22 protein-coding genes and 1 tRNA gene are annotated in these 19,585 nt (G+C 36.4%); 9 read left to right on the forward strand and 14 right to left on the reverse strand.

The genetic code is table 11. From position 1 onward, the window contains the following. Nucleotides 1–85 precede the first annotated feature (85 nt). Both G9H60_RS08970 and pth read right to left on the reverse strand, forming a co-directional pair. The gene (locus tag G9H60_RS08970; RefSeq protein WP_223143722.1) at nucleotides 86–562 is read right to left on the reverse strand and encodes a hypothetical protein; all 477 of its coding nucleotides are present in this window, start codon (nucleotides 560–562) and stop codon (nucleotides 86–88) included. Nucleotides 563–811: 249 nt separating this feature from the next. Beyond that, nucleotides 812–1,372 carry an aminoacyl-tRNA hydrolase gene (pth, locus tag G9H60_RS08975; protein ID WP_223143723.1) on the reverse strand — a complete coding sequence of 187 codons (561 nt, stop codon included), beginning with the start codon at nucleotides 1,370–1,372 and terminating at the stop codon, nucleotides 812–814. Nucleotides 1,373–1,448: 76 nt separating this feature from the next. Here pth and G9H60_RS08980 point away from each other — a divergent pair, with 76 nt between their 5' ends. After that, nucleotides 1,449–2,198 carry an SDR family NAD(P)-dependent oxidoreductase gene (locus G9H60_RS08980; RefSeq protein WP_223143856.1) on the forward strand — a complete coding sequence of 250 codons (750 nt, stop codon included), beginning with the start codon at nucleotides 1,449–1,451 and terminating at the stop codon, nucleotides 2,196–2,198. A gap of 5 nt (nucleotides 2,199–2,203) precedes the next feature. Here the strand turns inward: G9H60_RS08980 and rlmB are convergent, their stop codons facing one another. The 4 genes from rlmB to G9H60_RS09000 all read right to left on the reverse strand — a co-directional run bounded on the left by rlmB (nucleotide 2,204) and on the right by G9H60_RS09000 (nucleotide 4,603). Further along, nucleotides 2,204–2,992, reverse strand: a complete 789-nt coding sequence (gene rlmB / locus G9H60_RS08985) for a 23S rRNA (guanosine(2251)-2'-O)-methyltransferase RlmB (RefSeq protein WP_223143724.1) — start codon at nucleotides 2,990–2,992, stop codon at nucleotides 2,204–2,206. 70 nt (nucleotides 2,993–3,062) lie between these two features. Then, nucleotides 3,063–3,656, reverse strand: coding sequence for an alpha-ketoglutarate-dependent dioxygenase AlkB family protein (locus G9H60_RS08990; protein ID WP_223143725.1), 594 nt, complete (start codon nucleotides 3,654–3,656; stop codon nucleotides 3,063–3,065). Nucleotides 3,657–3,750: 94 nt separating this feature from the next. Further along, nucleotides 3,751–4,050: a winged helix-turn-helix domain-containing protein gene (locus tag G9H60_RS08995; RefSeq protein WP_223143726.1), complete on the reverse strand. Its 300-nt coding sequence runs from the start codon at nucleotides 4,048–4,050 to the stop codon at nucleotides 3,751–3,753. Next, nucleotides 4,043–4,603, reverse strand: a complete 561-nt coding sequence (locus G9H60_RS09000; protein ID WP_223143727.1) for a hypothetical protein — start codon at nucleotides 4,601–4,603, stop codon at nucleotides 4,043–4,045. The genes G9H60_RS08995 and G9H60_RS09000 overlap by 8 nt, the downstream gene beginning before the upstream one ends. A 111-nt stretch (nucleotides 4,604–4,714) precedes the next feature. Here G9H60_RS09000 and G9H60_RS09005 point away from each other — a divergent pair, with 111 nt between their 5' ends. Continuing rightward, a complete protein-coding gene (locus G9H60_RS09005) occupies nucleotides 4,715–5,485 on the forward strand; it encodes a class I SAM-dependent methyltransferase (protein WP_223143728.1) in 771 nt (256 codons plus the stop codon). 4 nt (nucleotides 5,486–5,489) lie between these two features. Next, the gene (locus tag G9H60_RS09010) at nucleotides 5,490–6,131 is read left to right on the forward strand and encodes an O-methyltransferase (RefSeq protein ID WP_223143729.1); all 642 of its coding nucleotides are present in this window, start codon (nucleotides 5,490–5,492) and stop codon (nucleotides 6,129–6,131) included. Here G9H60_RS09010 and G9H60_RS09015 read toward each other — a convergent pair. Continuing rightward, nucleotides 6,128–7,729: a LysM peptidoglycan-binding domain-containing protein gene (locus G9H60_RS09015; RefSeq protein ID WP_223143730.1), complete on the reverse strand. Its 1,602-nt coding sequence runs from the start codon at nucleotides 7,727–7,729 to the stop codon at nucleotides 6,128–6,130. The two genes, G9H60_RS09010 and G9H60_RS09015, sit on opposite strands and share 4 nt — an antisense overlap. Nucleotides 7,730–7,887: 158 nt before the next feature. Between G9H60_RS09015 and G9H60_RS09020 the strand changes: the two genes are divergently transcribed. Together G9H60_RS09020 and G9H60_RS09025 are read left to right on the forward strand one after the other, a co-directional pair. Next, entirely contained in the window at nucleotides 7,888–8,460 is a 573-nt protein-coding gene (locus G9H60_RS09020; protein WP_223143731.1) for a DUF3109 family protein, read from the forward strand. Nucleotides 8,461–8,506: 46 nt separating this feature from the next. Beyond that, nucleotides 8,507–8,833: an MGMT family protein gene (locus tag G9H60_RS09025; RefSeq protein WP_223143732.1), complete on the forward strand. Its 327-nt coding sequence runs from the start codon at nucleotides 8,507–8,509 to the stop codon at nucleotides 8,831–8,833. Between the two features lie 20 nt (nucleotides 8,834–8,853). Here G9H60_RS09025 and mtgA read toward each other — a convergent pair whose 3' ends face one another. From mtgA to G9H60_RS09040, 3 genes are read right to left on the reverse strand one after another with little or no spacing between them, the layout of a single operon-like run. Further along, entirely contained in the window at nucleotides 8,854–9,648 is a 795-nt protein-coding gene (mtgA, locus tag G9H60_RS09030; protein ID WP_223143733.1) for a monofunctional biosynthetic peptidoglycan transglycosylase, read from the reverse strand. Nucleotides 9,649–9,703: 55 nt separating this feature from the next. Further along, a complete protein-coding gene (hemW, locus tag G9H60_RS09035) occupies nucleotides 9,704–10,828 on the reverse strand; it encodes a radical SAM family heme chaperone HemW (RefSeq protein ID WP_223143734.1) in 1,125 nt (374 codons plus the stop codon). An 8-nt stretch (nucleotides 10,829–10,836) separates the two neighbouring features. Further along, on the reverse strand, nucleotides 10,837–12,066 hold the full coding sequence (locus G9H60_RS09040) for a M16 family metallopeptidase (RefSeq protein WP_223143735.1): 1,230 nt from the start codon (nucleotides 12,064–12,066) through the stop codon (nucleotides 10,837–10,839). Between the two features lie 65 nt (nucleotides 12,067–12,131). Between G9H60_RS09040 and G9H60_RS09045 the strand changes: the two genes are divergently transcribed. Continuing rightward, on the forward strand, nucleotides 12,132–13,151 hold the full coding sequence (locus G9H60_RS09045) for a glycosyltransferase family 9 protein (RefSeq protein WP_223143736.1): 1,020 nt from the start codon (nucleotides 12,132–12,134) through the stop codon (nucleotides 13,149–13,151). Here the strand turns inward: G9H60_RS09045 and G9H60_RS09050 are convergent. Genes G9H60_RS09050 through rfbC form a run of 3 tightly spaced genes read right to left on the reverse strand, consistent with a single transcriptional unit; the run spans nucleotide 13,134 to nucleotide 15,175 of the window. Further along, nucleotides 13,134–14,051 (reverse strand): aspartate carbamoyltransferase catalytic subunit, encoded by a 918-nt coding sequence (locus tag G9H60_RS09050; RefSeq protein ID WP_223143737.1) that lies wholly within the window; start codon nucleotides 14,049–14,051, stop codon nucleotides 13,134–13,136. The two genes, G9H60_RS09045 and G9H60_RS09050, sit on opposite strands and share 18 nt — an antisense overlap. Nucleotides 14,052–14,061: 10 nt before the next feature. Continuing rightward, complete coding sequence (gene pyrR / locus G9H60_RS09055; protein ID WP_223143738.1) at nucleotides 14,062–14,601, reverse strand: bifunctional pyr operon transcriptional regulator/uracil phosphoribosyltransferase PyrR; 540 nt, start codon at nucleotides 14,599–14,601, stop codon at nucleotides 14,062–14,064. Nucleotides 14,602–14,635: 34 nt separating this feature from the next. Next, nucleotides 14,636–15,175 carry a dTDP-4-dehydrorhamnose 3,5-epimerase gene (gene rfbC, locus G9H60_RS09060; RefSeq protein ID WP_223143739.1) on the reverse strand — a complete coding sequence of 180 codons (540 nt, stop codon included), beginning with the start codon at nucleotides 15,173–15,175 and terminating at the stop codon, nucleotides 14,636–14,638. Nucleotides 15,176–15,288: 113 nt separating this feature from the next. On the opposite strand from rfbC, the gene pyrF reads away from it, so the two are divergent. Together pyrF and G9H60_RS09070 are read left to right on the forward strand one after the other, a co-directional pair. After that, nucleotides 15,289–16,113 (forward strand): orotidine-5'-phosphate decarboxylase, encoded by an 825-nt coding sequence (pyrF, locus tag G9H60_RS09065; RefSeq protein WP_223143740.1) that lies wholly within the window; start codon nucleotides 15,289–15,291, stop codon nucleotides 16,111–16,113. Nucleotides 16,114–16,500: 387 nt separating this feature from the next. Then, entirely contained in the window at nucleotides 16,501–16,908 is a 408-nt protein-coding gene (locus tag G9H60_RS09070; RefSeq protein WP_223143741.1) for a DUF2721 domain-containing protein, read from the forward strand. 200 nt (nucleotides 16,909–17,108) lie between these two features. Here G9H60_RS09070 and glgB read toward each other — a convergent pair whose 3' ends face one another. Next, nucleotides 17,109–19,007 carry a 1,4-alpha-glucan branching protein GlgB gene (glgB, locus tag G9H60_RS09075; protein WP_223143742.1) on the reverse strand — a complete coding sequence of 633 codons (1,899 nt, stop codon included), beginning with the start codon at nucleotides 19,005–19,007 and terminating at the stop codon, nucleotides 17,109–17,111. Nucleotides 19,008–19,134: 127 nt separating this feature from the next. Between glgB and G9H60_RS09080 the strand changes: the two genes are divergently transcribed. Further along, nucleotides 19,135–19,206, forward strand: a tRNA-Glu gene (locus G9H60_RS09080). The last annotated feature ends 379 nt before the right edge of the window (nucleotides 19,207–19,585 follow it).

Consider the following 19,585-nt stretch of genomic DNA (forward strand, 5'->3'; position numbering starts at 1 on the left):
TAGATTAAATAAAAAAGGTGTCGTTATGAACAACACCTTTTTTTATTACCTCTAAACCTATTTAACTATGAAAACTACTTACAATCTAATTTTTGAATACAACAATCAATTCTGGATTTTGTTCGAATTCAAAATCTAATTTTGATTCGATTACCGGTTCCTGACCTAAAATTGCCCAGATAGTGTTGATGGCTTTCGCTGATTTGTTAATCTCTTTCATCCAGTTTAACGATTTTTCATCAGAGAAATTTTGTGCCTGACGTGAAATCGACTGAATAGTCTGGTTAAAAGTGATTTTATCTTGTTTGCTTACACTTAAGTACTCTGCTTTTCCATTTTGGTAATCTTCTAATATAGAGATTGTTAGGCTTGCCGCAGATGGCTTAGTTGCGTTGTGATCTTTCTTTATAAAATTCTGAATTACTTCAGATAAAGTTTCTTTCTTGATAGACAAATTACTTGTCGACGTTTCGTTGTTACGATTTGTACCGCTTGCTTTTGTTTCCGCTCCGATTAGGCTTAGTCCAACTAAACAGCTAATCACTAATAAATTCTTTTTCATAAGTTTTGTTATATTTATTTCCTAAATCAACAATACAAAATTATTGTATTTTTTCGATATAGCAAAACTTGAATTTAGACAATTTGTAATACAAAAATTCTAAAAATTTGTTATTTGGATTTAAATTCAGAATTTATTAAAGGTTTATTGTTTATAATCAGAATATTATTTGGCAATACATCTCGATACATTTTGATAATTCTAATTTAATTATTTAGGAATAATTCAAAAGTTCTTTAAAAAGTACAATTACTGATTGTATTTATTCATTGTTTGTTGGATGCCTTCCAAGCAAAATGTTTCAATGAAGGGGAGGGATCTTTCTAAGACCTCTGGAATTAGTCCTAATTCTTCTTCGGAAAAGTTACTTAGTACATAATCCGCTTGTCGACCCTTGGGAAAATTGTCGCCAATACCCATTCTTAGTCTTGGGTATTCACTACTTTGTAAGCTTGCCTCAATGCTTTTTAACCCATTATGCCCACCGCTAGATCCTTTTGGCTTTAAACGAAGTGTTTCAAAGGGTAGTGCTAAGTCATCTACTAGGATTAATAGGTTTTCTTTGGGCACTTTGAGGTGTTGCATCCAATAATTAACAGCCTTCCCACTAAGATTCATGTAAGTGTTTGGCTTAATCAGGTGTATTTGATGACCTTTTAGCTTGTAGGAGCATTGACTGGCATATCTATCTGGAGCGAATTTTAATTCTTTTATCTTGGCTAAATAATCCAAAGCCATAAATCCAATGTTGTGACGGGTAAATAAATATTCAGGTCCAATATTGCCCAATCCTACTATGAGATAATTCATAATTCAATTTTTGACAAAAGTACAAGCAAATTTTTTAGAAGACAGCTTTGACCTTAACTTAGTGGAAAAATTTGATATGAATAAAATTGCTTGTATAACAGGTGCCAGTTCGGGTATTGGCTTTGCCACATCAAAAGCTTTGGCGGATTTAGGTTATCATTTGATTCTTTGTGGTCGACGTCGTGATCGTTTGGAAGAATTGCAGCATTCTGTACAAGTACCTAGTTATATCTTAACTTTTGATGTTCGAAATTGGAAAGAAGTAGAACAAGCCTTTCAAAGTTTACCCCTTGCTTGGAAAAATATCGATGTATTAATCAATAATGCGGGTAATGCACATGGCCTTGCACCAATTCAAGATGGTACCTTGGAAGATTGGGATACCATGATTCATGGGAATGTCAATGGTCTTTTGTATGTATCTAAAATGGTGATACCTGAAATGATACGTCGTGAGCAAGGACACATCATTAATATATCTTCTATAGCGGGAAAACAAACTTATGCGAATGGAAATGTGTATTGTGCATCTAAAGCAGCAGTAGAAGCGCTTTCTCAGGGTATGAGAATTGACTTAAATCCATTCAACATTAAGGTTTCAAATATTGCACCTGGAGCAGTTAATACAGAGTTTTCAGCTGTTCGATTTAAAGGGGACTTACAGAGAGCTGAATCTGTTTATCAAGGCTTCGCGCCATTAGAAGCAGCGGATATTGCTAGTTTAATTGCTTATATGGTTTCTTGCCCTGCCCATGTGAATTTGGCGGACGTGACTATTTTACCTAGCGCGCAGGCTTCAGCTACTCAAATCAAAAAGGTGTTGTAAATTTTTTAAAGTCTTTGACGCAGAGCTTCGTAGATGATGACACCTGCGGCAACCGAAACGTTTAATGAACCTACTTGACCGCTTTGCGGAATTGCAGCTAATTCATCAGCCTTTCGAATGATCTCATCTGAGATACCATCTTCTTCTGAACCTAGAACGATGGCAGTTGGTTCTGTAAAGTCTTTGGCATAAACAGAGTCTTTTGTTTTTTCTGTACAAGCAACAACCTTAAGACCTGAATTTTGCAGAAATTCTATAGTGCTAATCAAGTTTTCTTCACGGCAAACCGGTAAGAAATTCAAAGCTCCAGAAGATGTTTTCATGGCATCTGCGTTAATTTGAGCAGCTCCACGAGAAGGAATAACAATGGCATGAACGCCAGCGCATTCAGCGGTACGGGCTATGGCACCGAAATTTCTAACATCGGTAATGCGATCTAAAATGAGAATTAAAGGTGTTTGGCCTTTCTCAAAAGTATCGGCAATGACATTGTCAATTTTGGCATAATGAATCGCTGAAACAAAGGCTATGGCACCTTGATGGTTTTTGCGGGTAATGCGATTAAGCTTTTCAATGGGCACCTTTTGAACCTGAATGCCTTTTTCTTTGGCTAATTCTAATATTTCAATACTTCCCAATTCCCTTTGTACTAACAGGCGGTCAATTTCCTTTCCAGCACGAAGCGTCTCCAAAACGGATTGTATTCCAAATACAAATTCTTTGTTATCTGTTTTCGGAGTAGTAAAATGCCTAAATGGCTTTTTAAATGGCTTGGGATCTTGATCGAATGACACGTTGAATAGCTATAATGTCCCGCAAAGGTCGTGATTTTTTTTCATTTTTCTTTAAAATCATTCATTATGGCTAAATCATACGTCGAAAGGTTAGGTTGATTCGTAGACCATTAACCTTTTTGGATTTAGGTAAAGCATGTTTCCAATAATCTTGTATTACTCCTTCCATATTGATTAAATGACCATTTTCTAACATTAGACTTCTTTTTTCGCCAGTTGAGAGATGCTTTAGATCAAATCTTCTTTGGCTCCCTAAGCTCAAAGAGGCTATACTAGATTTAGGAACAATGGATTTTTCGTTATCAGCATGCCATCCCATGCCCTCATTGCCATCATGGTATAAGTTGAGAAGGCAAGCATTGTATTCGGCTTGACAAATTTCTTGAACTTTTGATTTGATTTCCCAAAGCAATGGAGTCCATGCATGGGCTTGTTTTTCACTTCCTGAATATCGATAACTTCTTCTTTCGTCTCCATACCAAGCTACTTTTCGCGCAGTAATATGGGTCTTTCCAAAAAGTCGTACTTGGTCATGTTCCCAAACAATACTTTGTAATAAAGTATTTAGCATGAATTTTGATTGTTCTTCTGAAAAGATTATTCCGTAGGAATATAATTCTCCATCAAATGGTAATAGATTTTCTACGGATTGACTTGTTTTCATGATGTTCCAAACTTATAAAAAATCCTGACTCCTAAAAAGAGCCAGGAAATACAATTTTGCCCAGTTGAATCAATTGATGCGGCTTATAGGATGGTTAGGTATTGTTTTCATTTAAATGGAGGTATTTTTTGATGTTTTCTACATACACTTCAAAAGCACTCTTTCCTTTTTCAGAGATATTGATGATGGTTAAGGGGTAATTGTTTTTAAATGTTTTTTCTATTTGAACATAGCCTGCTTCATGCAGCTTTTTTAATTGATGACTTAAATTTCCTTGAGTAGTTTGTGTTTCTTTCAATAAGTCGTTGAAGTGTGCATGTTTTACCGTGAGTAAAATAGACATAACGGCTAGTCGAATAGGAGAATTTAATAAAGGATCTAACTCATTAAACATGATGTGAAATTAGGTTGGGCATGACATTGCCTATAATCATACAAGCGCCATTAAGAAGTAATTGCTGTTGAATGGGGAGGTATACACAATATATGGCACCCAATCCAAAAATTATACCACATAGAACAAATAGCCTATTTTTCATCAGGAAACCTGATATACTTGTTCCAATTCCCACACAGATAAGTAAAAAAGGGAAGGGGCTAATTTGATTAAATAAGGAAATGAATAAAGATAAACCCATGGCTATATACAAGGTAAACCACATGGTTAATACAAAATGATTGTAATAGCTTAAGGAAGAGTTTTTGCTCGAGGAACCCCAAAAAACACTCAAAATAAGTCCAATTCCTGGAAATAAGATCCAAGGCGAAAACCAAGGCAAGGATAAAATTTGGTTTAAAATAGCATACTGAGAAAAGCTAGCTACTGCTATAAGCATACCCCAAAGGATATAAAATTTTCGTTGAATATGATAATCTTGGCGTGTGGAGTTCACTACTTTTTGGATTATAGCTAGGCTCTCATTGGGATTCAGTACCGATTCAGACATGTTTTAGTGGTTTAGTGTTTGCAATATTAATGTAGTTTGTAATGCAAACCAAATTATTTAGAAAAAAATATTTATTTGAATATTCCTACCTTTGTAATTAAATTCTTGAATATGTATAAAACAACTGAAATTGCTTCCTCTGAGATTGCTTCGGATAATCCGATTCACCAACGTCTTTTATTCCCTTATTTGCATGTAAGCCACTTAGTATCGGGAGATGTATTGGAAATTGGATGTGGTACAGGAAGGGGAGTAGGCGTATTAGCCCCGCAAGTCAGTCATTATACAGGAGTGGATAAGAATACGGAATTGATGCAGGAATTAAGTAAAAACTATCCTTCATTTAACTTCATTGACATGTTTTTACCACCTTTGAAAGATTTACCTTCGAATCACTATGATTTTGTGGTAACCTTTCAGGTAATAGAGCATATTGAAAATGATGATTTTTTCCTTCAAGAAGCTGCTAGAGTATTAAAACCAGGGGGTAAATTGTATTTGACCACTGTGAATAAGAAATTTTCTTTAACCCGTAATCCATGGCATGTGCGTGAATATGATGCCCAAGGACTGAAGAACTTGATGGAGAAGCATTTTACTACGGTTATTACAGAAGGAATTCATGGAAATGCCAAAGTGATGGATTATTATGAAGAGAATAAAAAATCCGTTCAAAAAATCACTCGATTTGATATCCTAAACCTTCAATACAGATTACCAAGAACTTGGTTACAAGTTCCTTATGATATTGCCAATCGTATGAGTCGATTGATTGTTTCCAAAGCCAACAATCAATTAGTGGATTCCATTCAAGTGGATGATTATTCACTAAATCAAACACCAGATTCTTCTTTCGATTTCTTTTATACCGGTATCAAATAATACCATGGAATTCATAGATCCAGCCATTGATGCTTATTCTCGTGCATTTACTGAGCCAGAAAGTGATTTATTGAAACGTCTAGATCGGGAGACGCATGCTCAAATATTGCAACCTAGGATGCTATCTGGACATTTGCAAGGTCGGTTTTTAGCTTTGATTTCTTCTCTAATCCAACCAAAATTAATTCTTGAAATAGGGACTTATACCGGTTATTCGGCTCTTTGTTTGGCAGAGGGATTAGTACCTACTGGGAAGATCATTACCTTAGATGTCAATGAGGAATTAGAACGATTTACTCGCTCTTTTTTTGATCAATCTCCCCTGGGTCCACAAATTGATTACCGTATTGTGGATGCTAAAGAAGAAATTCCATTGATTCAGGAAGAAATTGATTTGGTTTTTATCGATGCGGATAAGCGAAATTATGCGCTCTATTTTGATTTAGTAGTGGATAAAGTAAGAAAAGGGGGTTTAATCATTGTAGATAATGTCCTTTGGAGTGGAAAAGTGGTCGAAGAATCTGCTAAAGATAAATCCACCCAAGCCCTAAGGGATTTTAATCAAAAGTGTCTAGATGATGTGCGGGTTGAAAATTTGCTTTTACCCTTGCGCGATGGACTTTTGATTCTTAAAAAGAAAGATTAAGGCTGAATTTTCAACTTTTGCCCAACCTGTATTTTGGGGTTTTTTCCAAGTTTATTCCATTCAGCTAATTTCTGAACACTGATGCCATATTGAGAAGCTATTCTAAATAGCGTTTCTCCAGCTTTAACTTGGTGAAATGAATTATTCGCTTGTACATTATTTATTTTAGCGACGGATTTTGATTCATTCATTACAGGAGTTTTTTCAACGGGCGTTTTTGGTGTTTCTTCCACCACTTTAATTTCTGATTTTTTATCTTTTTCTGGGTTATCTGAGCGAATGGTAATCTCACGACCAACAGCAGGGTCGATGTAAACAGAATTCCCTGTACTTTTAATGTTTACCTTAGGTTCTTCGGCAATCTTTTCTTCTTGCTTTTCTATTGCCTCATTGACACGTGCGCTATTGGGTGATTTTTTTGCTTTTTCATCCAATTGTTCTGCTATTAATTCCAGCATGGGTATTTTTCTCGATACCTTGATTTTTTGACCCAAGCTAATCATTGAGCTCATTTCTAAGTCGTTTAACTTCAGTAAATCGGGAAGTTTCATCTCATATTTTCGCGCAATTGAACTTAGGCTTTCTCCAGATTCAACCGTGTGAAAGCGGGTTTCCACTTTGTCGCTTAAAATAGGTTTATGCTTTTTCTTAGGGTAAAGTGCCTCTTGAGGGACTTCAGCCTCGACATACAATTTATTGGTATCATTGGAAGCTGTTAATGCCATGCTTTGAGCTGCCAGACTTACATTGCTTTTAGATTCAAAAATGGACACATTGGAAGGGTGATACAGTGTATATTCTTTATCGTCAGGTACCCAATCTTTCAACACCCAGGAATTGTATTTTTTTAAATCATCATAACTTACCTTCCATTCATCGGATAATTCCATCAGGTTTTTACCTTTGACTTGCTTGTAGGTAATCATACTTGGTATTTCCGCTGAAACACTTTCCGCGGCATTTAATTGTAATTCCGTTTCCCAAAAATGTTTATAAGCTAAGAAACGTAAGACATACCAGTCTGTACTAGAATCAACTTCAATAATGGATTTTCCTAGCCAATCCGTTGCTAATGGCATTTTCTTTAGGGTTCCTAAACCTAAACGATAGGATAGTAATGTGCTTAACCAATTATCTAAAACCGTATTATTCCGACTTAAATAATTGACTGCCCCTTTGGTGGCTTCCATGATATGACGTCTTTCGTCGACCTCTTTGTTTACCTTCAAACCGACATCCTTGGCTGTTTCTAATTTAAACTGCCAATATCCCACCGCATTTGATGTGGAAACTGCATTCGGGTTCAATGAGCTTTCTTGGACACATAGGTATTTGAAATCATCTGGGATATTTCCATCTTTTAAAATTGGCTCAATTAATGGGAAAAAAAGCCGCATTTTGTCCTTCATCATACCCACAAATTTTTTGTTGGCTCCTAACATAGCCCATTCCTTCTCTAAAATGGGTCTAGCAGATGGATGAATCGCAACACGTAAATTCCCCAAACTTAAGGTATCTGGGCGATTGCTGGCGCGAACGGTAATGGATGAACAACTTACCAAAAACAAAAAAAGAAATAGTAGCTTTTTTTGATTCATAGATGATGGATTAATAAAGCAATGAAAGCTGTTGAAGCCTATTTATTGTAAAATTACCAAATATTCTCATTTAACGGTTTTAAAATAGGATTATTGCTAATTGACCATTTGTTTTAAGAGCTTGGGAATATCTTTACCTTTGTGAAAAATAGGATAGAATGATTTTAATTGATGATACGGTAATTAGTGAAGATGTAGCCGATGAGTTCTTTGTTTGTGATTTAAGTAAATGCAAGGGCGCATGTTGTGTGGAGGGTGATTTAGGGGCACCTTTGGAAGAAGATGAACTAGCGATTATTGAAAATATTCAGGATCAAATTGCTCCTTATTTATCCGAGGAAGGTAAAGCTGTCATTAAACAAGTCGGTACTTGGGTTAAGGATGAAGATGGGGATTTTTCCACTCCTGTAATAGAAGGCAGGGAATGTGTCTATGCTATATACGATGATAAAAAATATTTGAAGTGTGGGATTGAGCAAGCTTATTTTGATGGTAAAATCGACTTTAGAAAACCTATTTCTTGTCATTTATATCCCATTCGAATTGCTAAATTGGCTGAATATCAGGCATTAAACTATGATCGTTGGAGTATTTGCTCCGATGCTTGTTCTCATGGTAAACAATTAGGAGTACCTATTTATAAATTCTTAAAGGAACCCTTAATCCGTAAATTTGGAGAGAAATGGTATCAAGAATTAGAGAAGGAAATTGAAGAGAGAAAAGAAGAGTAAATAAATTATACGTTATAGGTCATAAGTTTTAGCTTTTAGTATTAAAATGGCTGCCAGTCTCAATTCCTTTGATGCGATTTATCAAGTTGTACAACTGATTCCCACAGGAAAAGTGACTTCTTATGGAGCTATTGCTGCCTATTTAGGTATGAAGGGAGGAGCAAGAATGGTGGGGTGGGCAATGAATGCCTCACATACCTTAGAAAATGTACCTGCTCATCGGGTAGTTAATCGAAATGGATTGTTGACCGGTAAGAATTTCTTTGGAGGAAATCGAATGCAAGAGCTATTAGAATCAGAAGGTATCGAAGTAAAAGATGATAAAATTCTAAATTTTCACCTACATTTTTGGGATCCCAATTCTGAATTATAGGATGAATGGCCTTACACCTTTTAATCGATCTGGCTTACAAATTTCTTACCACCTAACATGCGCATTTGTCGCTGTATCGTATTGGTTCTTCGCTGTACGTAATTAGAAGGATTTTGAATGGAGAAACGAATGGGATTGGGTAAAACTGCAGCAATTCTTGCAGCTTCGGCTCGACTAACTTCGGACGCTGAATGACCATAAAATTTACGACAAGCAGCCTCTACTCCAAAGGTCATTTTGCCTGTTTCAGCTACATTGAGATAGACTTCCAATATCCTTTGTTTTCCCCAAATTAACTCTATCATGAAGGTGAAATAGGCTTCCAATCCTTTTCTTAAATAGCTTCTTCCTTGCCACAAAAATACATTTTTGGCCACCTGTTGAGAAATAGTACTAGCTCCTTTGATTCGTTTTCCTTTCATATTGTGGCGCATAGCACCCCACATGGCTTCAAAGTCAAACCCATTGTGTTCAGGGAAAAGTTGGTCTTCAGAGGCAATCACTGCTAAGGCACAGTTTTTGTCTATTTCAGCATACGAAGTCCAGTTTGAATATATTTTACTTGGTTTTCCTTCCATGATTGCATCGATTTTACGACTAGCCATGGTGGGAGTGAAGTAAATGGGAAGAAATTTGAATAATACAATCATCACCAAGGAGGCAATCCAAGCATAAAATACTAACCAAGCGAACTTGATGACATATTTTTTGAAAGTACTGGAAGATTTTTGACTAGTACTGGTATTGACTTTTCCGAATTTAGACGATTTGCTGCTAAGTCGCGTTTCTTTCGTTAAGTCAATTCTTTTTGCCATTGAGATGTTGAGGTATAATAGATTGCAAAAATACAATCTTAATTGAAATGCCGGGTTAAATTAGAAAAATATCGCTACTCAATTTATCGGCAATTAATTTTCCCGAATCGGTTAAGATTAAAAATCCTTCTTTCTCTATCGCCCATTGTTTCTCTTTCCATTCCTTAAATTCTTCCGTAGGAAAGTGTTGGTTAATTTGATCAAATGCCTGTTTTAAGAAGTTAATATCCAAGCCCCACATAGTTCTTAGTCGGGTCATGATGTATTCATTGATCCGATTTTCTGGACTTAAATATTCTAGTTCAAAATGTGATTTACCTTGTTCTAAAGCCAATAAGTAGGCCTTATTATTGGCAATATTCCATTGACGGCTTTGATAATTAAAACTATGTGCAGATGGCCCGATTCCTAGGTATTCTTCTTGGTTCCAATAACTGGAATTGTGTCGGGAATAGCATCCGTTTTTGGCAAAATTGGATACTTCATAAGCCTCAAATCCTGCCGATTGTAATAGTTGATGAACTAATTCAAAATGGGCAGCCATTTGATTATCAGGTGTTTCTTTGAGCAAACCTTTTTCTTTTTGCTTTCCAAAAACGGTTCTAGGTTCAATGGTCAAACTGTAGGCAGAAATATGGTTCACATTCAGTGAAACAGCTTGTTGTATGTCAAACTCCGTATTCGACAAATGATGGTCTTTTAGTCCGTAAATAATGTCAACACTGATATTTTCTAAACCTACATCTTGAGCATTCTTTATAGCTTCAATGGATTGTTGGCTGCTATGATTGCGATGTAATTGACGTAGACTTTCATCATGAAATGTTTGTATTCCTACGCTTAAACGGTTAATCCCTATTTTTTGTAAGGTTTGAATATACTCCTTGGTTAAATCTTCTGGATTTGCTTCTAAGGTGATTTCAGCACCTTTGTTGATTGTATAGGTGTGCTTAATTTTATCAAAAAGCTGATTTAGTTGATATTCAGATAATAGGGAAGGAGTTCCTCCACCCAAGTAAATCGTATCAATATGCTTATTGGATAAATATTCTTTCTGAATCTCTAATTCTTTAAGCATAGCATTTACCATCACCTCTCTTTGAGAAAGCACCGTCGAAAAGTGGAAGTCACAGTAATGACAGGCTTGTCGACAAAATGGAATGTGAAGGTAGAGATGCAAGGGATTCCTTAAGGTTCAAAGATTAGGTAACTTAGCTGATCAGGCACAAACATTTCTTGTGCTAAGGTTTGCAACTTATCCGAAGTGATTGCATCTATTTGTAGGAATAATTCATCCAAACTTTCAATTTTTTCTCGGTCCAATAAGTTCTTAGCCATCATGAGCATGAAGTTCAAATTCCCTTCTTCTGCCATGGCCAATTGACCTTTGAGTTGCGATTTGATTTTCTGTAAAGCGGGTCCTGACAATGCTTTTTGCTGAAGTTTGTCGAACTCCCTCATAATCAGTTTAATGGATTTGTTTACTTGATTTGGTTCTGTACCAAAGTAAATAGCCCAAAAACCGGAGTCAATATAAGAGGTAAAGCAAGCTTCAATGGAATAAACTAATCCATGTCTTTCTCGGATGGAAACGTTCAATAAAGAATTCATTCCTGGTCCACCTAGTAAATTAATTAAGGTAAAAAAGGCCATTCGATTGGGATTAGCTAATGCATAAGATTGCCTTCCCAATGCTACGTGTGATTGAGTTACCCCCCTTTTGACAATCTTTTTTTCAGGAAGCATCAAGTTGGGTTGCATTCGTTTTAATTGTTGCTTTTTAGCCTTAATTTGACCCAAATGTTTTTCAGCCCAGGCAAAAACTTTATCATGAGGTAATTTTCCGATAGAAGAAAATACGATGCGGGAGGTATCCATATTTCTTTCGATGAACTGAATCAAATCGGATTGCTGAAATCCTTGAACAGTTTCATTAGTTCCCAAAATATTCATCCCTAAGGAATGATTAGGAAATAGTAATTCATCAAAATCATCTTGAATCGCATCTTCTGGAGAATCATAATACATGGACATTTCCTCCAAAATCACACTTCGTTCTTTTTCTAATTCTTTTTGAGGGAAGGTAGAATGAAACGTGATATCCGCTAAAAGTTCCAAAGCTCTTTCGTAATAGGGACTTAAAACAGAAGCATGAAAGCAAATTTTCTCTTTGGTCGTATATGCATTCAATTCACCTCCAATAATTTCCAAACGATTGATAATCTGAATATTATTCTTCTTTTGAGTGCCTTTGAAAGCCATGTGCTCCCAAAAGTGAGCCAGGCCTTGCTCAGAGTCATTTTCATCCCGACTGCCTATGTCCAACATAATGCCTACATGCGAAATTTCGGTATGTACAACTTGTCGGTGGACAAGGATAATGCCATTTGTAAGCGTTCGGGTTTGAATCGAATTCATGTTTTAATTGGATAAAAATGTCCCAAATTTAACTAAATTTATGGCCATTTCATTCATTTTTTTATATGCTTAAGCATTCCAAAGTTCTTTTAATTCAAACTGCTTTTTTAGGGGATGCTGTTTTAGCTACTGCTTTGTTGGAGAAGATTCGCATGGAATCTCCCGATACAGAAATTCATATTTTGGTAAGAAAAGGGAATGAAAGTCTGTTCAAAGCCTATCCTTATCCCAACCTAAAAACAGTCTGGTCATACGATAAATCTAGAAAATGGTCTTCTTGGTTGGAGCTCAGGCGCGATCTTTCTAAAGAGCATTTTGATGCTGTTTATGTGATTCAACGGTTTTTGGGTATGGGACTTTTGAGTCTATGTGTAGGAGCAAAGCGGGTGGTTGGTTTTGACAAAAATCCTATGTCTTTATTTTTTACGGAAAAAGTGAGACATGAGTGGGGTACAGGTATTCATGAGGTAGAAAGAAATACAGCATTGGTTAAATCTTGGTTAGGAGAGAAGGTATTTAAACCCTGTTTACGAGCCCCCAATATCGACTTAGCTACAGAAATGCAGAAAAAAGAATATATCTGTATTTCTCCGGGAAGTGTTTGGGAAACAAAGCGACTGCCTATTAGAATTTGGATAGAATTCATAAAATTGTTACCTGAAAATCAGGTAGTTGTCTTGATGGGTTCTCCAGGTGAAATTGAATTATCCGATCAAATTGCGGCTGCCTTCCATGGAAGTAATAGAGTAGTATTGAATGAAACGGGTAAGCATCCTTTATTGGCTTCTGCCTACATATTTCAGCAAAGTAAAATGAGCTTTGTGAATGATTCTGGGCCAATGCATATATGTTCAGCTGAAAATGTACCTACGGTAGCAGTCTATTGTTCTACAATCCCATCCTTTGGATTTGGACCATTAGCTGATTGGAATCGAATCGTTGAAACTAAGCATGTACTAGATTGTAGACCATGTGGAGACCATGGAAAAAAGAATTGTCCTTTGGGACATTATGCTTGTGGAGAAGGAATAGAGGCAAAATCCTTATTGCAGGCTTATCAAGATTACCTAAGCTCGGGATGCTAATAAGTATAAAACGGCCATGCGAATAGCCACTCCATTCTCAACTTGATCTAAGATGATGGAATGGGGGGAATCAGCAGCATCCGAACTTAATTCTACTCCTCGATTGATTGGGCCTGGGTGCATCAAGACAATTTCTTTAGGTAATTCATCCAGCATTTTTCTAGTGATTCCAAAGAATTGGGCATATTCTCGTAAGGATGGGAAATATTTGATTTGCTGGCGTTCTAGTTGAATTCTCAAAACATTGGCAGCGTCGCACCAGGCTAGCGTTTCTTTTACATCATGAGACACTTCAACACCTAAGCTTTGTATGTGCTTGGGAATCAAGGTGCTTGGGCCGCATAGGCGAACTTGTGCTCCTTGTTTTTTCAAAGCATAAATATTGGAAAGGGCTACTCTCGAGTGTAAAATATCTCCAATGATGGCTATTTTTTTGCCAGCTAAATCCCCTAATTTTTCTCGAAGAGAAAAGGTATCCAAAAGTGCTTGAGTGGGGTGCTCATGCGTACCATCTCCTGCATTGATGATATTTGCTTTGATGTGTTTGGATAAATAGTGAGGGGCACCTGGGCTAGCATGTCGCATAACAATCATATCCACTTTCATGGCTAGAATGTTGTTGACGGTGTCTAATAACGTTTCTCCTTTTTTGACCGAACTTCCTGATGCTGAAAAATTGATGGTATCAGCAGAAAGTCTTTTTTCGGCTAATTCAAAAGATAAGCGAGTACGAGTAGAGTTTTCAAAAAATACATTGGCAATGGTCACATCGCGTAAAGAAGGCACTTTTTTAATAGGTCGGTTTAGAACCTCTTTAAATTCTTTGGCCGTTTTTACTATCAGGTCAATGGATTCTGCATCCAGGTCTTTTATTCCTAATAAATGTGGCGATTTCAACATATTTATTTCATCATGGATGAGTGATTAACCAAATTTTATCTGCTTCATGGCCCTGTTCGGTCCACTCTACCAGTACTTTTTCGGTTGAAAGTGTATTGACACTTTTTCCGATATAATCAGCATTAATCGGTAAATCTCGGTTGTAAATTCGGTCGATTAACACGCAAAGTTCTACTTTAGCAGGTCTGCCAAATGCTGTCATTGCATCTAAGGCTGCACGGACCATTCTACCAGTGGCTAAAACGTCATCAACTAAGATAACTCGTTTATTTTCAATGATAAAGGGGATATTGGTGCTATTGGGAGCTACGGTATCTCTTCTTCGGAAATCGTCGCGGTAAAACGTTGCGTCCAATTGACCTATTTGTGGAGCTTCAGGAAGGTGCTTACTTAATTCTTTAGCAATTCTTTCGGCAAAGTAAATTCCTCTTGGCTGAAGGCCTAGAATGACAGTTTCAATACCTTGAATTTGATTTTCAATGAGCTCTTGGCATAACCTGGATATGGTTATTTCCAATAATGGGCTTGATAAAATCAGCTTATGAGTCATTGGCACAAAGGTAATGTTTTTCAGCTAATCTCTTTTAGAAGATTCGCTCATCAGCACTAAAATCTGGTAAAATTTGATCTTTATCTGAAACGATGGGTTCAGCTACACCCCAATCAATGGCTAATGTAGGGTCATTCCAACGAATTCCAGACTCTGCTTCTTTATTCCAGAAATCTGTGCATTTATAGACAAATATGGTTTCTTCTAAGGCAACAAATCCATGGGCAAAACCAACGGGAACATAGAGCATGTTTCCCTTGTCAGCATCTAAAATGAATTTTTCATGTTGACCAAAAGTGGGTGAATCATGTCTTAAATCAACAATCACGTCCATTACCTTTCCAGTCATGCAACGAACTAATTTCCCTTGACCATGTGGATTTTTTTGAAAGTGCAAACCTCTTAAAACACCTGGGGTAGAGAAGGAATAATTATCTTGAACAAAATCTTCTGCAATGCCATTTGCTGCAAATAATTTTTGGTTATAAGACTCATAAAAATGGCCTCTAGCATCAAAAAACTTCGTTGGGATACATTCAATTACTCCTGGGAGCTGGTGTTTGATAAATTGCATAAATTCGAGATCGTGATTGCTTTCCTCTTTTTTTGATATTGCTTGGAAAGAACTTAATTTGCGCCAAAATTATTCATATTTCGGCATTTAAACAATGTCCTTTCCCAATCTCTATGAATTCATCAGAATTAGTTAAGCAAATTGAACAAAAACGGTCATTTTTATGCGTTGGTTTGGATTCGGATATAAATCTGATTCCTAGTAAGTTTCGAACAGAAAAAGATCCCATTTTTGCATTTAATCAAGCCGTCATTGATGCCACGCATCAGTTTGCAGTAGCCTATAAGCCCAATATTGCTTTTTATGAAGCTATGGGCCCTCGAGGTTGGGAGAGTTTGCAGAAAACAATGGAATATATTCCCAAAGATATATTTACGATTGCTGATGCAAAGAGAGGGGATATCGGAAATACGGCATTAAAATATGCCCAAACATTTTTTGATCCAGCAAGTAGTGGTTTAAATTTTGATTCGCTAACCGTAGCACCCTATATGGGCCGAGATTCTGTGGAGCCATTTTTGACTTACCGAGATAAATGGGTGATTTTGTTGGCTTTGACTTCCAATGTGGGGAGTCATGATTTTCAAATGACGAAATCGGAAGATTATATGCCCTTGTATGAACGCGTAATGAAAACAGCGATGACATGGGGCTCTCCAGAACACTTGATGTTTGTGATTGGAGCTACTCGTTCCGATTTTTTACAAAAAGTGCGGGAAATTGCCCCGGATAATTTCTTTTTAGTTCCTGGAGTAGGAGCCCAAGGAGGAAGCTTGGAAGATGTAGCCAAATATGCCATGAATTCCCAAGTTGGCTTATTAGTTAATTCTTCCCGAGGGATCATTTATGCTGGAGAAGACACTTTCGTTTCCGCTGCTCGGGAAGCCAAAAAAATACAAGAGGAAATGGATCGGTATTTGGATGAATACCGAAGATAAATTTTAAATTGTAAATTATGATTTATAGATTATAAATGGTGAATTGTGAATGAAGAATTGTGAATGGTAGATCATCTTTTATTCATGGGGTATTTTGGTTTTTTAATGCCATGATTTTCAGGTATTTATTCGTTTCTTTTCATTATTTTAAAAAATATCTATATTCCAATAATTGAACATTCATATTAATTGAAACACCAATTTAATATTCAAAATTATCCTTTTTTAAGCCCGAAATAAACGGAAATATTAAAACCCAATTCCATAATTTATAATCCATAATCCATAATTCACTATTCACTATTTACCATTTACAATTCACCATTTACAATTCACCATCTACTTTCTCCCATTTATAATTCATAATTTATAATTTACAATTTCCTCATGGAGCTTAGCATCTCAACACCCGCATTATTATTTTCTACTGTATCATTATTGATGATTGCATTCACCAATCGATTTATGTCGATGGCTTCATTGATTAGAGATCTACATTTAAAGTTTCAAAAGAATCCAGAGGACGCTATTTTTAAGCAAATAGAGAATTTACGATTACGCATGAAACTGATTCAATCCATGCAAATCATCGCAATTTTCAGTTTATTGTTGAGTGTCATTTGCATGTTTCTCTTATTCATGAATGAAGAAATGATTGCGCGATGGTTTTTCGGAATAGGACTCATTGGAATGAGTATCGCACTGAGTTTAAGTGCTTGGGAAATAACCATTTCGACCAAAGCGTTGGAAGTGGAACTCTCTGATATGGAGGATATCATCGCCAAACGAAAGTAATCCAAGTTTATTTTTATTTTTTATTCGAATAATTAAAAATATTTTTTAATGCTATTTTAAGTATTGAATATTAATACTATTTTTGTGTACAATTTCAATGAAAAATAAGACGAAATTGTATTGAAACAGAATCAAACATTAAAAATACTACTTAGGCGGATTGAATAAAGGCTCGGAATTTTTCTGAGTCTTTATTGTTTTTAGGCCTTCAGTATGATGGCTGCCATCGGAGGTAAGTTTAATGAAATGGAAAAAGCTTTTCCCTGCCAATTGATTGCTTCTGTCATTACGGCGCCCGAAATAGGGTAGTCGCTACCTCCAAACTCACTTTTATCTGAATTGAAAAGTACCTTCCACACTCCTGGTAGAGGGACACCAATGCGGTAATTTTCTCTTGGAGCTGGAGTTAAGTTTAAGATAACTATCACCTGTTGCTTCGCAATTTCACCTTTACGAATATAGGTAATGACAGAATTGCCTTGATCATTGGATTCTATCCACTCAAAACCTTCATGAGAGAATTGTTTGCTGTATAGGGCAGCTTCTTCTCGGTATAATTGATTTAAGGCCTTGACAGTCGATTGTATGCCTTTGTGGTAGTGGTTTTCTAGTTCATGCCAATCCAGTGATTGATTATGGTTCCATTCTTCTTTTTGGCCGAATTCCCCACCCATAAATAATAGTTTACTTCCAGGATGGGTAAACTGCTCACTTAATAAAACACGGAGGTTGGCAAATTTTTGCCATTCATCTCCTGGCATTTTATTCAATAAAGAATTCTTTCCATATACTACTTCATCATGGGATAATGGTAGGCAGAAATTTTCTGTAAAGGCATAAATGAGAGAAAAGGTTAAATCATTCAAATGGTATTTCCTGTGAATAGGATCCTTATGAAAGAAATTTAAGGTATCATTCATCCAACCCATCATCCACTTTTGCCCGAATCCTAAACCACCTTGAAAAACAGGTTTGGTTACTCCGGGAAAACTGGTTGATTCCTCTGCAATCATTTGAATATCAGGGAATTCACCATACATGTGAATATTGAGTTCTTGTAAGAAAGAAATGGCTTCTAAATTATGATTTCCTCCATACACATTCGCTTCCCATTCTCCATCATTTCTGGAATAATCCAAGTAAAGCATGGAGGCCACCGCATCTACCCGTAAACCGTCTATGTGGTATCGATCCAACCAAAAAGCGGCATTGGACATTAAAAAGCTTCGAACTTCATTTTTCCCGTAATCAAAAATATAGGATTGCCAATCTGGATGGAAGCCTCGCTTAGGATCTGGATGCTCATATAGACAGCCACCATCAAAGTTACGTAAACCATGGTCATCACCTGGGAAATGGGAGGGAACCCAATCCAAAATTACACCAATACCTTCTTGATGAAAACGTTCTACCAAAGTCATAAAACCTTGAGGGTCCCCAAATCGAGAGGATGGCGCAAAGTAGCCCGTAATTTGATACCCCCAAGAAGGAGCATAGGGATGTTCCATGATTGGCATGAACTCCACATGAGTAAAGCCCATGTCCTTGACATATTGTACTAATTTATCACTTAGGTCAGCATAGCTAAGGTATTCGTTTTCCAATGTTTTTTGCCATGAACCCAAATGTACTTCGTATATGGACATGGGTGCATTTAAAGAATTCTTTTGACTTCTTTCTTGCATCCATGTTTGATCTTTCCATTCTTTGTAGGTATTCCAAACAATACTGGCTGTTTTAGGAGGTGTTTCGCAAAAAAGACCCATTGGATCTAATTTTTCCAGAATTTCACCTGTCTTGCTTTTAATCCAATACTTATAAGTTTCTCCGGTTTTAACATGAGGGATAAAACCTTCCCAGATTCCAGATGAATCCCAACGAGGATATAGCCCGTGAGCACTAGAATCCCAGAAATTGAAATTACCTACCACAAATACAGATTCGGCGTTTGGAGCCCAAACAGAGAAATAAGTACCTATTTCCCCTTCTAACTCGATTTCAAAAGCACCTAATTTTTCATATAAACGGGTGTGTTTACCATTTAAAAAGAGGGCAATATCAAAATCGCTAAAAAAAGAATGTGGTTTAACTATAGCCATAAGAGGGTGGGTTTCAATGTAAAGGCTAAAATAATAAAATTAAATTGATTAAAACTCGCTTTTTTTTTCGTGCAGTATTTGAATTTTTAAAGGAAAGCTCTACCTTTGTGCCACCAAATTAATAATTGGTCCGTTCGTCTAGGGGTTAGGACACGTCCCTTTCACGGATGAAACACGGGTTCGATTCCCGTACGGACTACTTCGGTAGACAATTTGACCCTGTAAATGAATAATTTACAGGGTTTTTTGTTTTAAAGCATCTCCCAATCCCATTCTTATTTAGTTGATTCACGAAAATTTAACTCGGAATTTTATTTAAAAAATGAAATGTATAAATGGTTAAATATGTGGATTTAATCCTAAATCAATTGTGAATCATTTTCCGTGTTTTTGCATTTTCCCTTGTTAATCAAAAAATAATTTTAACAATTGATTCAATTTTCATTCATTTTATTTCCATTCAGGGGTGGTGAATTGGAATCGATGACCATGGTCGTTTGAATCAAAGTCTGTCCTGAATTCCTTTCAAAAAATCAGTTCAATTTCGTTGAAATGCCTTTAAAAATATTATTTTTATA

Origin of the sequence: Aquirufa aurantiipilula, from assembly GCF_019923745.1 — a bacterium.
GTDB lineage: Bacteria > Bacteroidota > Bacteroidia > Cytophagales > Spirosomataceae > Aquirufa > Aquirufa aurantiipilula.

Bases quoted from the DNA above. Each gene is read 5' to 3' on its own strand.
- G9H60_RS08970 (WP_223143722.1), bottom strand. From the start codon at position 562: ATGAAAAAGAATTTATTAGTGATTAGCTGTTTAGTTGGACTAAGCCTA.
- pth (WP_223143723.1), bottom strand. From the start codon at position 1,372: ATGAATTATCTCATAGTAGGATTGGGCAATATTGGACCTGAATATTTA.
- G9H60_RS08980 (WP_223143856.1), top strand. From the start codon at position 1,449: ATGAATAAAATTGCTTGTATAACAGGTGCCAGTTCGGGTATTGGCTTT.
- G9H60_RS08990 (WP_223143725.1), bottom strand. From the start codon at position 3,656: ATGAAAACAAGTCAATCCGTAGAAAATCTATTACCATTTGATGGAGAA.
- G9H60_RS08995 (WP_223143726.1), bottom strand. From the start codon at position 4,050: ATGTTTAATGAGTTAGATCCTTTATTAAATTCTCCTATTCGACTAGCC.
- G9H60_RS09000 (WP_223143727.1), bottom strand. From the start codon at position 4,603: ATGTCTGAATCGGTACTGAATCCCAATGAGAGCCTAGCTATAATCCAA.
- G9H60_RS09005 (WP_223143728.1), top strand. From the start codon at position 4,715: ATGTATAAAACAACTGAAATTGCTTCCTCTGAGATTGCTTCGGATAAT.
- G9H60_RS09010 (WP_223143729.1), top strand. From the start codon at position 5,490: ATGGAATTCATAGATCCAGCCATTGATGCTTATTCTCGTGCATTTACT.
- G9H60_RS09015 (WP_223143730.1), bottom strand. From the start codon at position 7,729: ATGAATCAAAAAAAGCTACTATTTCTTTTTTTGTTTTTGGTAAGTTGT.
- G9H60_RS09020 (WP_223143731.1), top strand. From the start codon at position 7,888: ATGATTTTAATTGATGATACGGTAATTAGTGAAGATGTAGCCGATGAG.
- G9H60_RS09025 (WP_223143732.1), top strand. From the start codon at position 8,507: ATGGCTGCCAGTCTCAATTCCTTTGATGCGATTTATCAAGTTGTACAA.
- mtgA (WP_223143733.1), bottom strand. From the start codon at position 9,648: ATGGCAAAAAGAATTGACTTAACGAAAGAAACGCGACTTAGCAGCAAA.
- G9H60_RS09040 (WP_223143735.1), bottom strand. From the start codon at position 12,066: ATGAATTCGATTCAAACCCGAACGCTTACAAATGGCATTATCCTTGTC.
- G9H60_RS09045 (WP_223143736.1), top strand. From the start codon at position 12,132: ATGCTTAAGCATTCCAAAGTTCTTTTAATTCAAACTGCTTTTTTAGGG.
- G9H60_RS09050 (WP_223143737.1), bottom strand. From the start codon at position 14,051: ATGTTGAAATCGCCACATTTATTAGGAATAAAAGACCTGGATGCAGAA.
- pyrR (WP_223143738.1), bottom strand. From the start codon at position 14,601: ATGACTCATAAGCTGATTTTATCAAGCCCATTATTGGAAATAACCATA.
- rfbC (WP_223143739.1), bottom strand. From the start codon at position 15,175: ATGCAATTTATCAAACACCAGCTCCCAGGAGTAATTGAATGTATCCCA.
- pyrF (WP_223143740.1), top strand. From the start codon at position 15,289: ATGAATTCATCAGAATTAGTTAAGCAAATTGAACAAAAACGGTCATTT.
- G9H60_RS09070 (WP_223143741.1), top strand. From the start codon at position 16,501: ATGGAGCTTAGCATCTCAACACCCGCATTATTATTTTCTACTGTATCA.
- glgB (WP_223143742.1), bottom strand. From the start codon at position 19,007: ATGGCTATAGTTAAACCACATTCTTTTTTTAGCGATTTTGATATTGCC.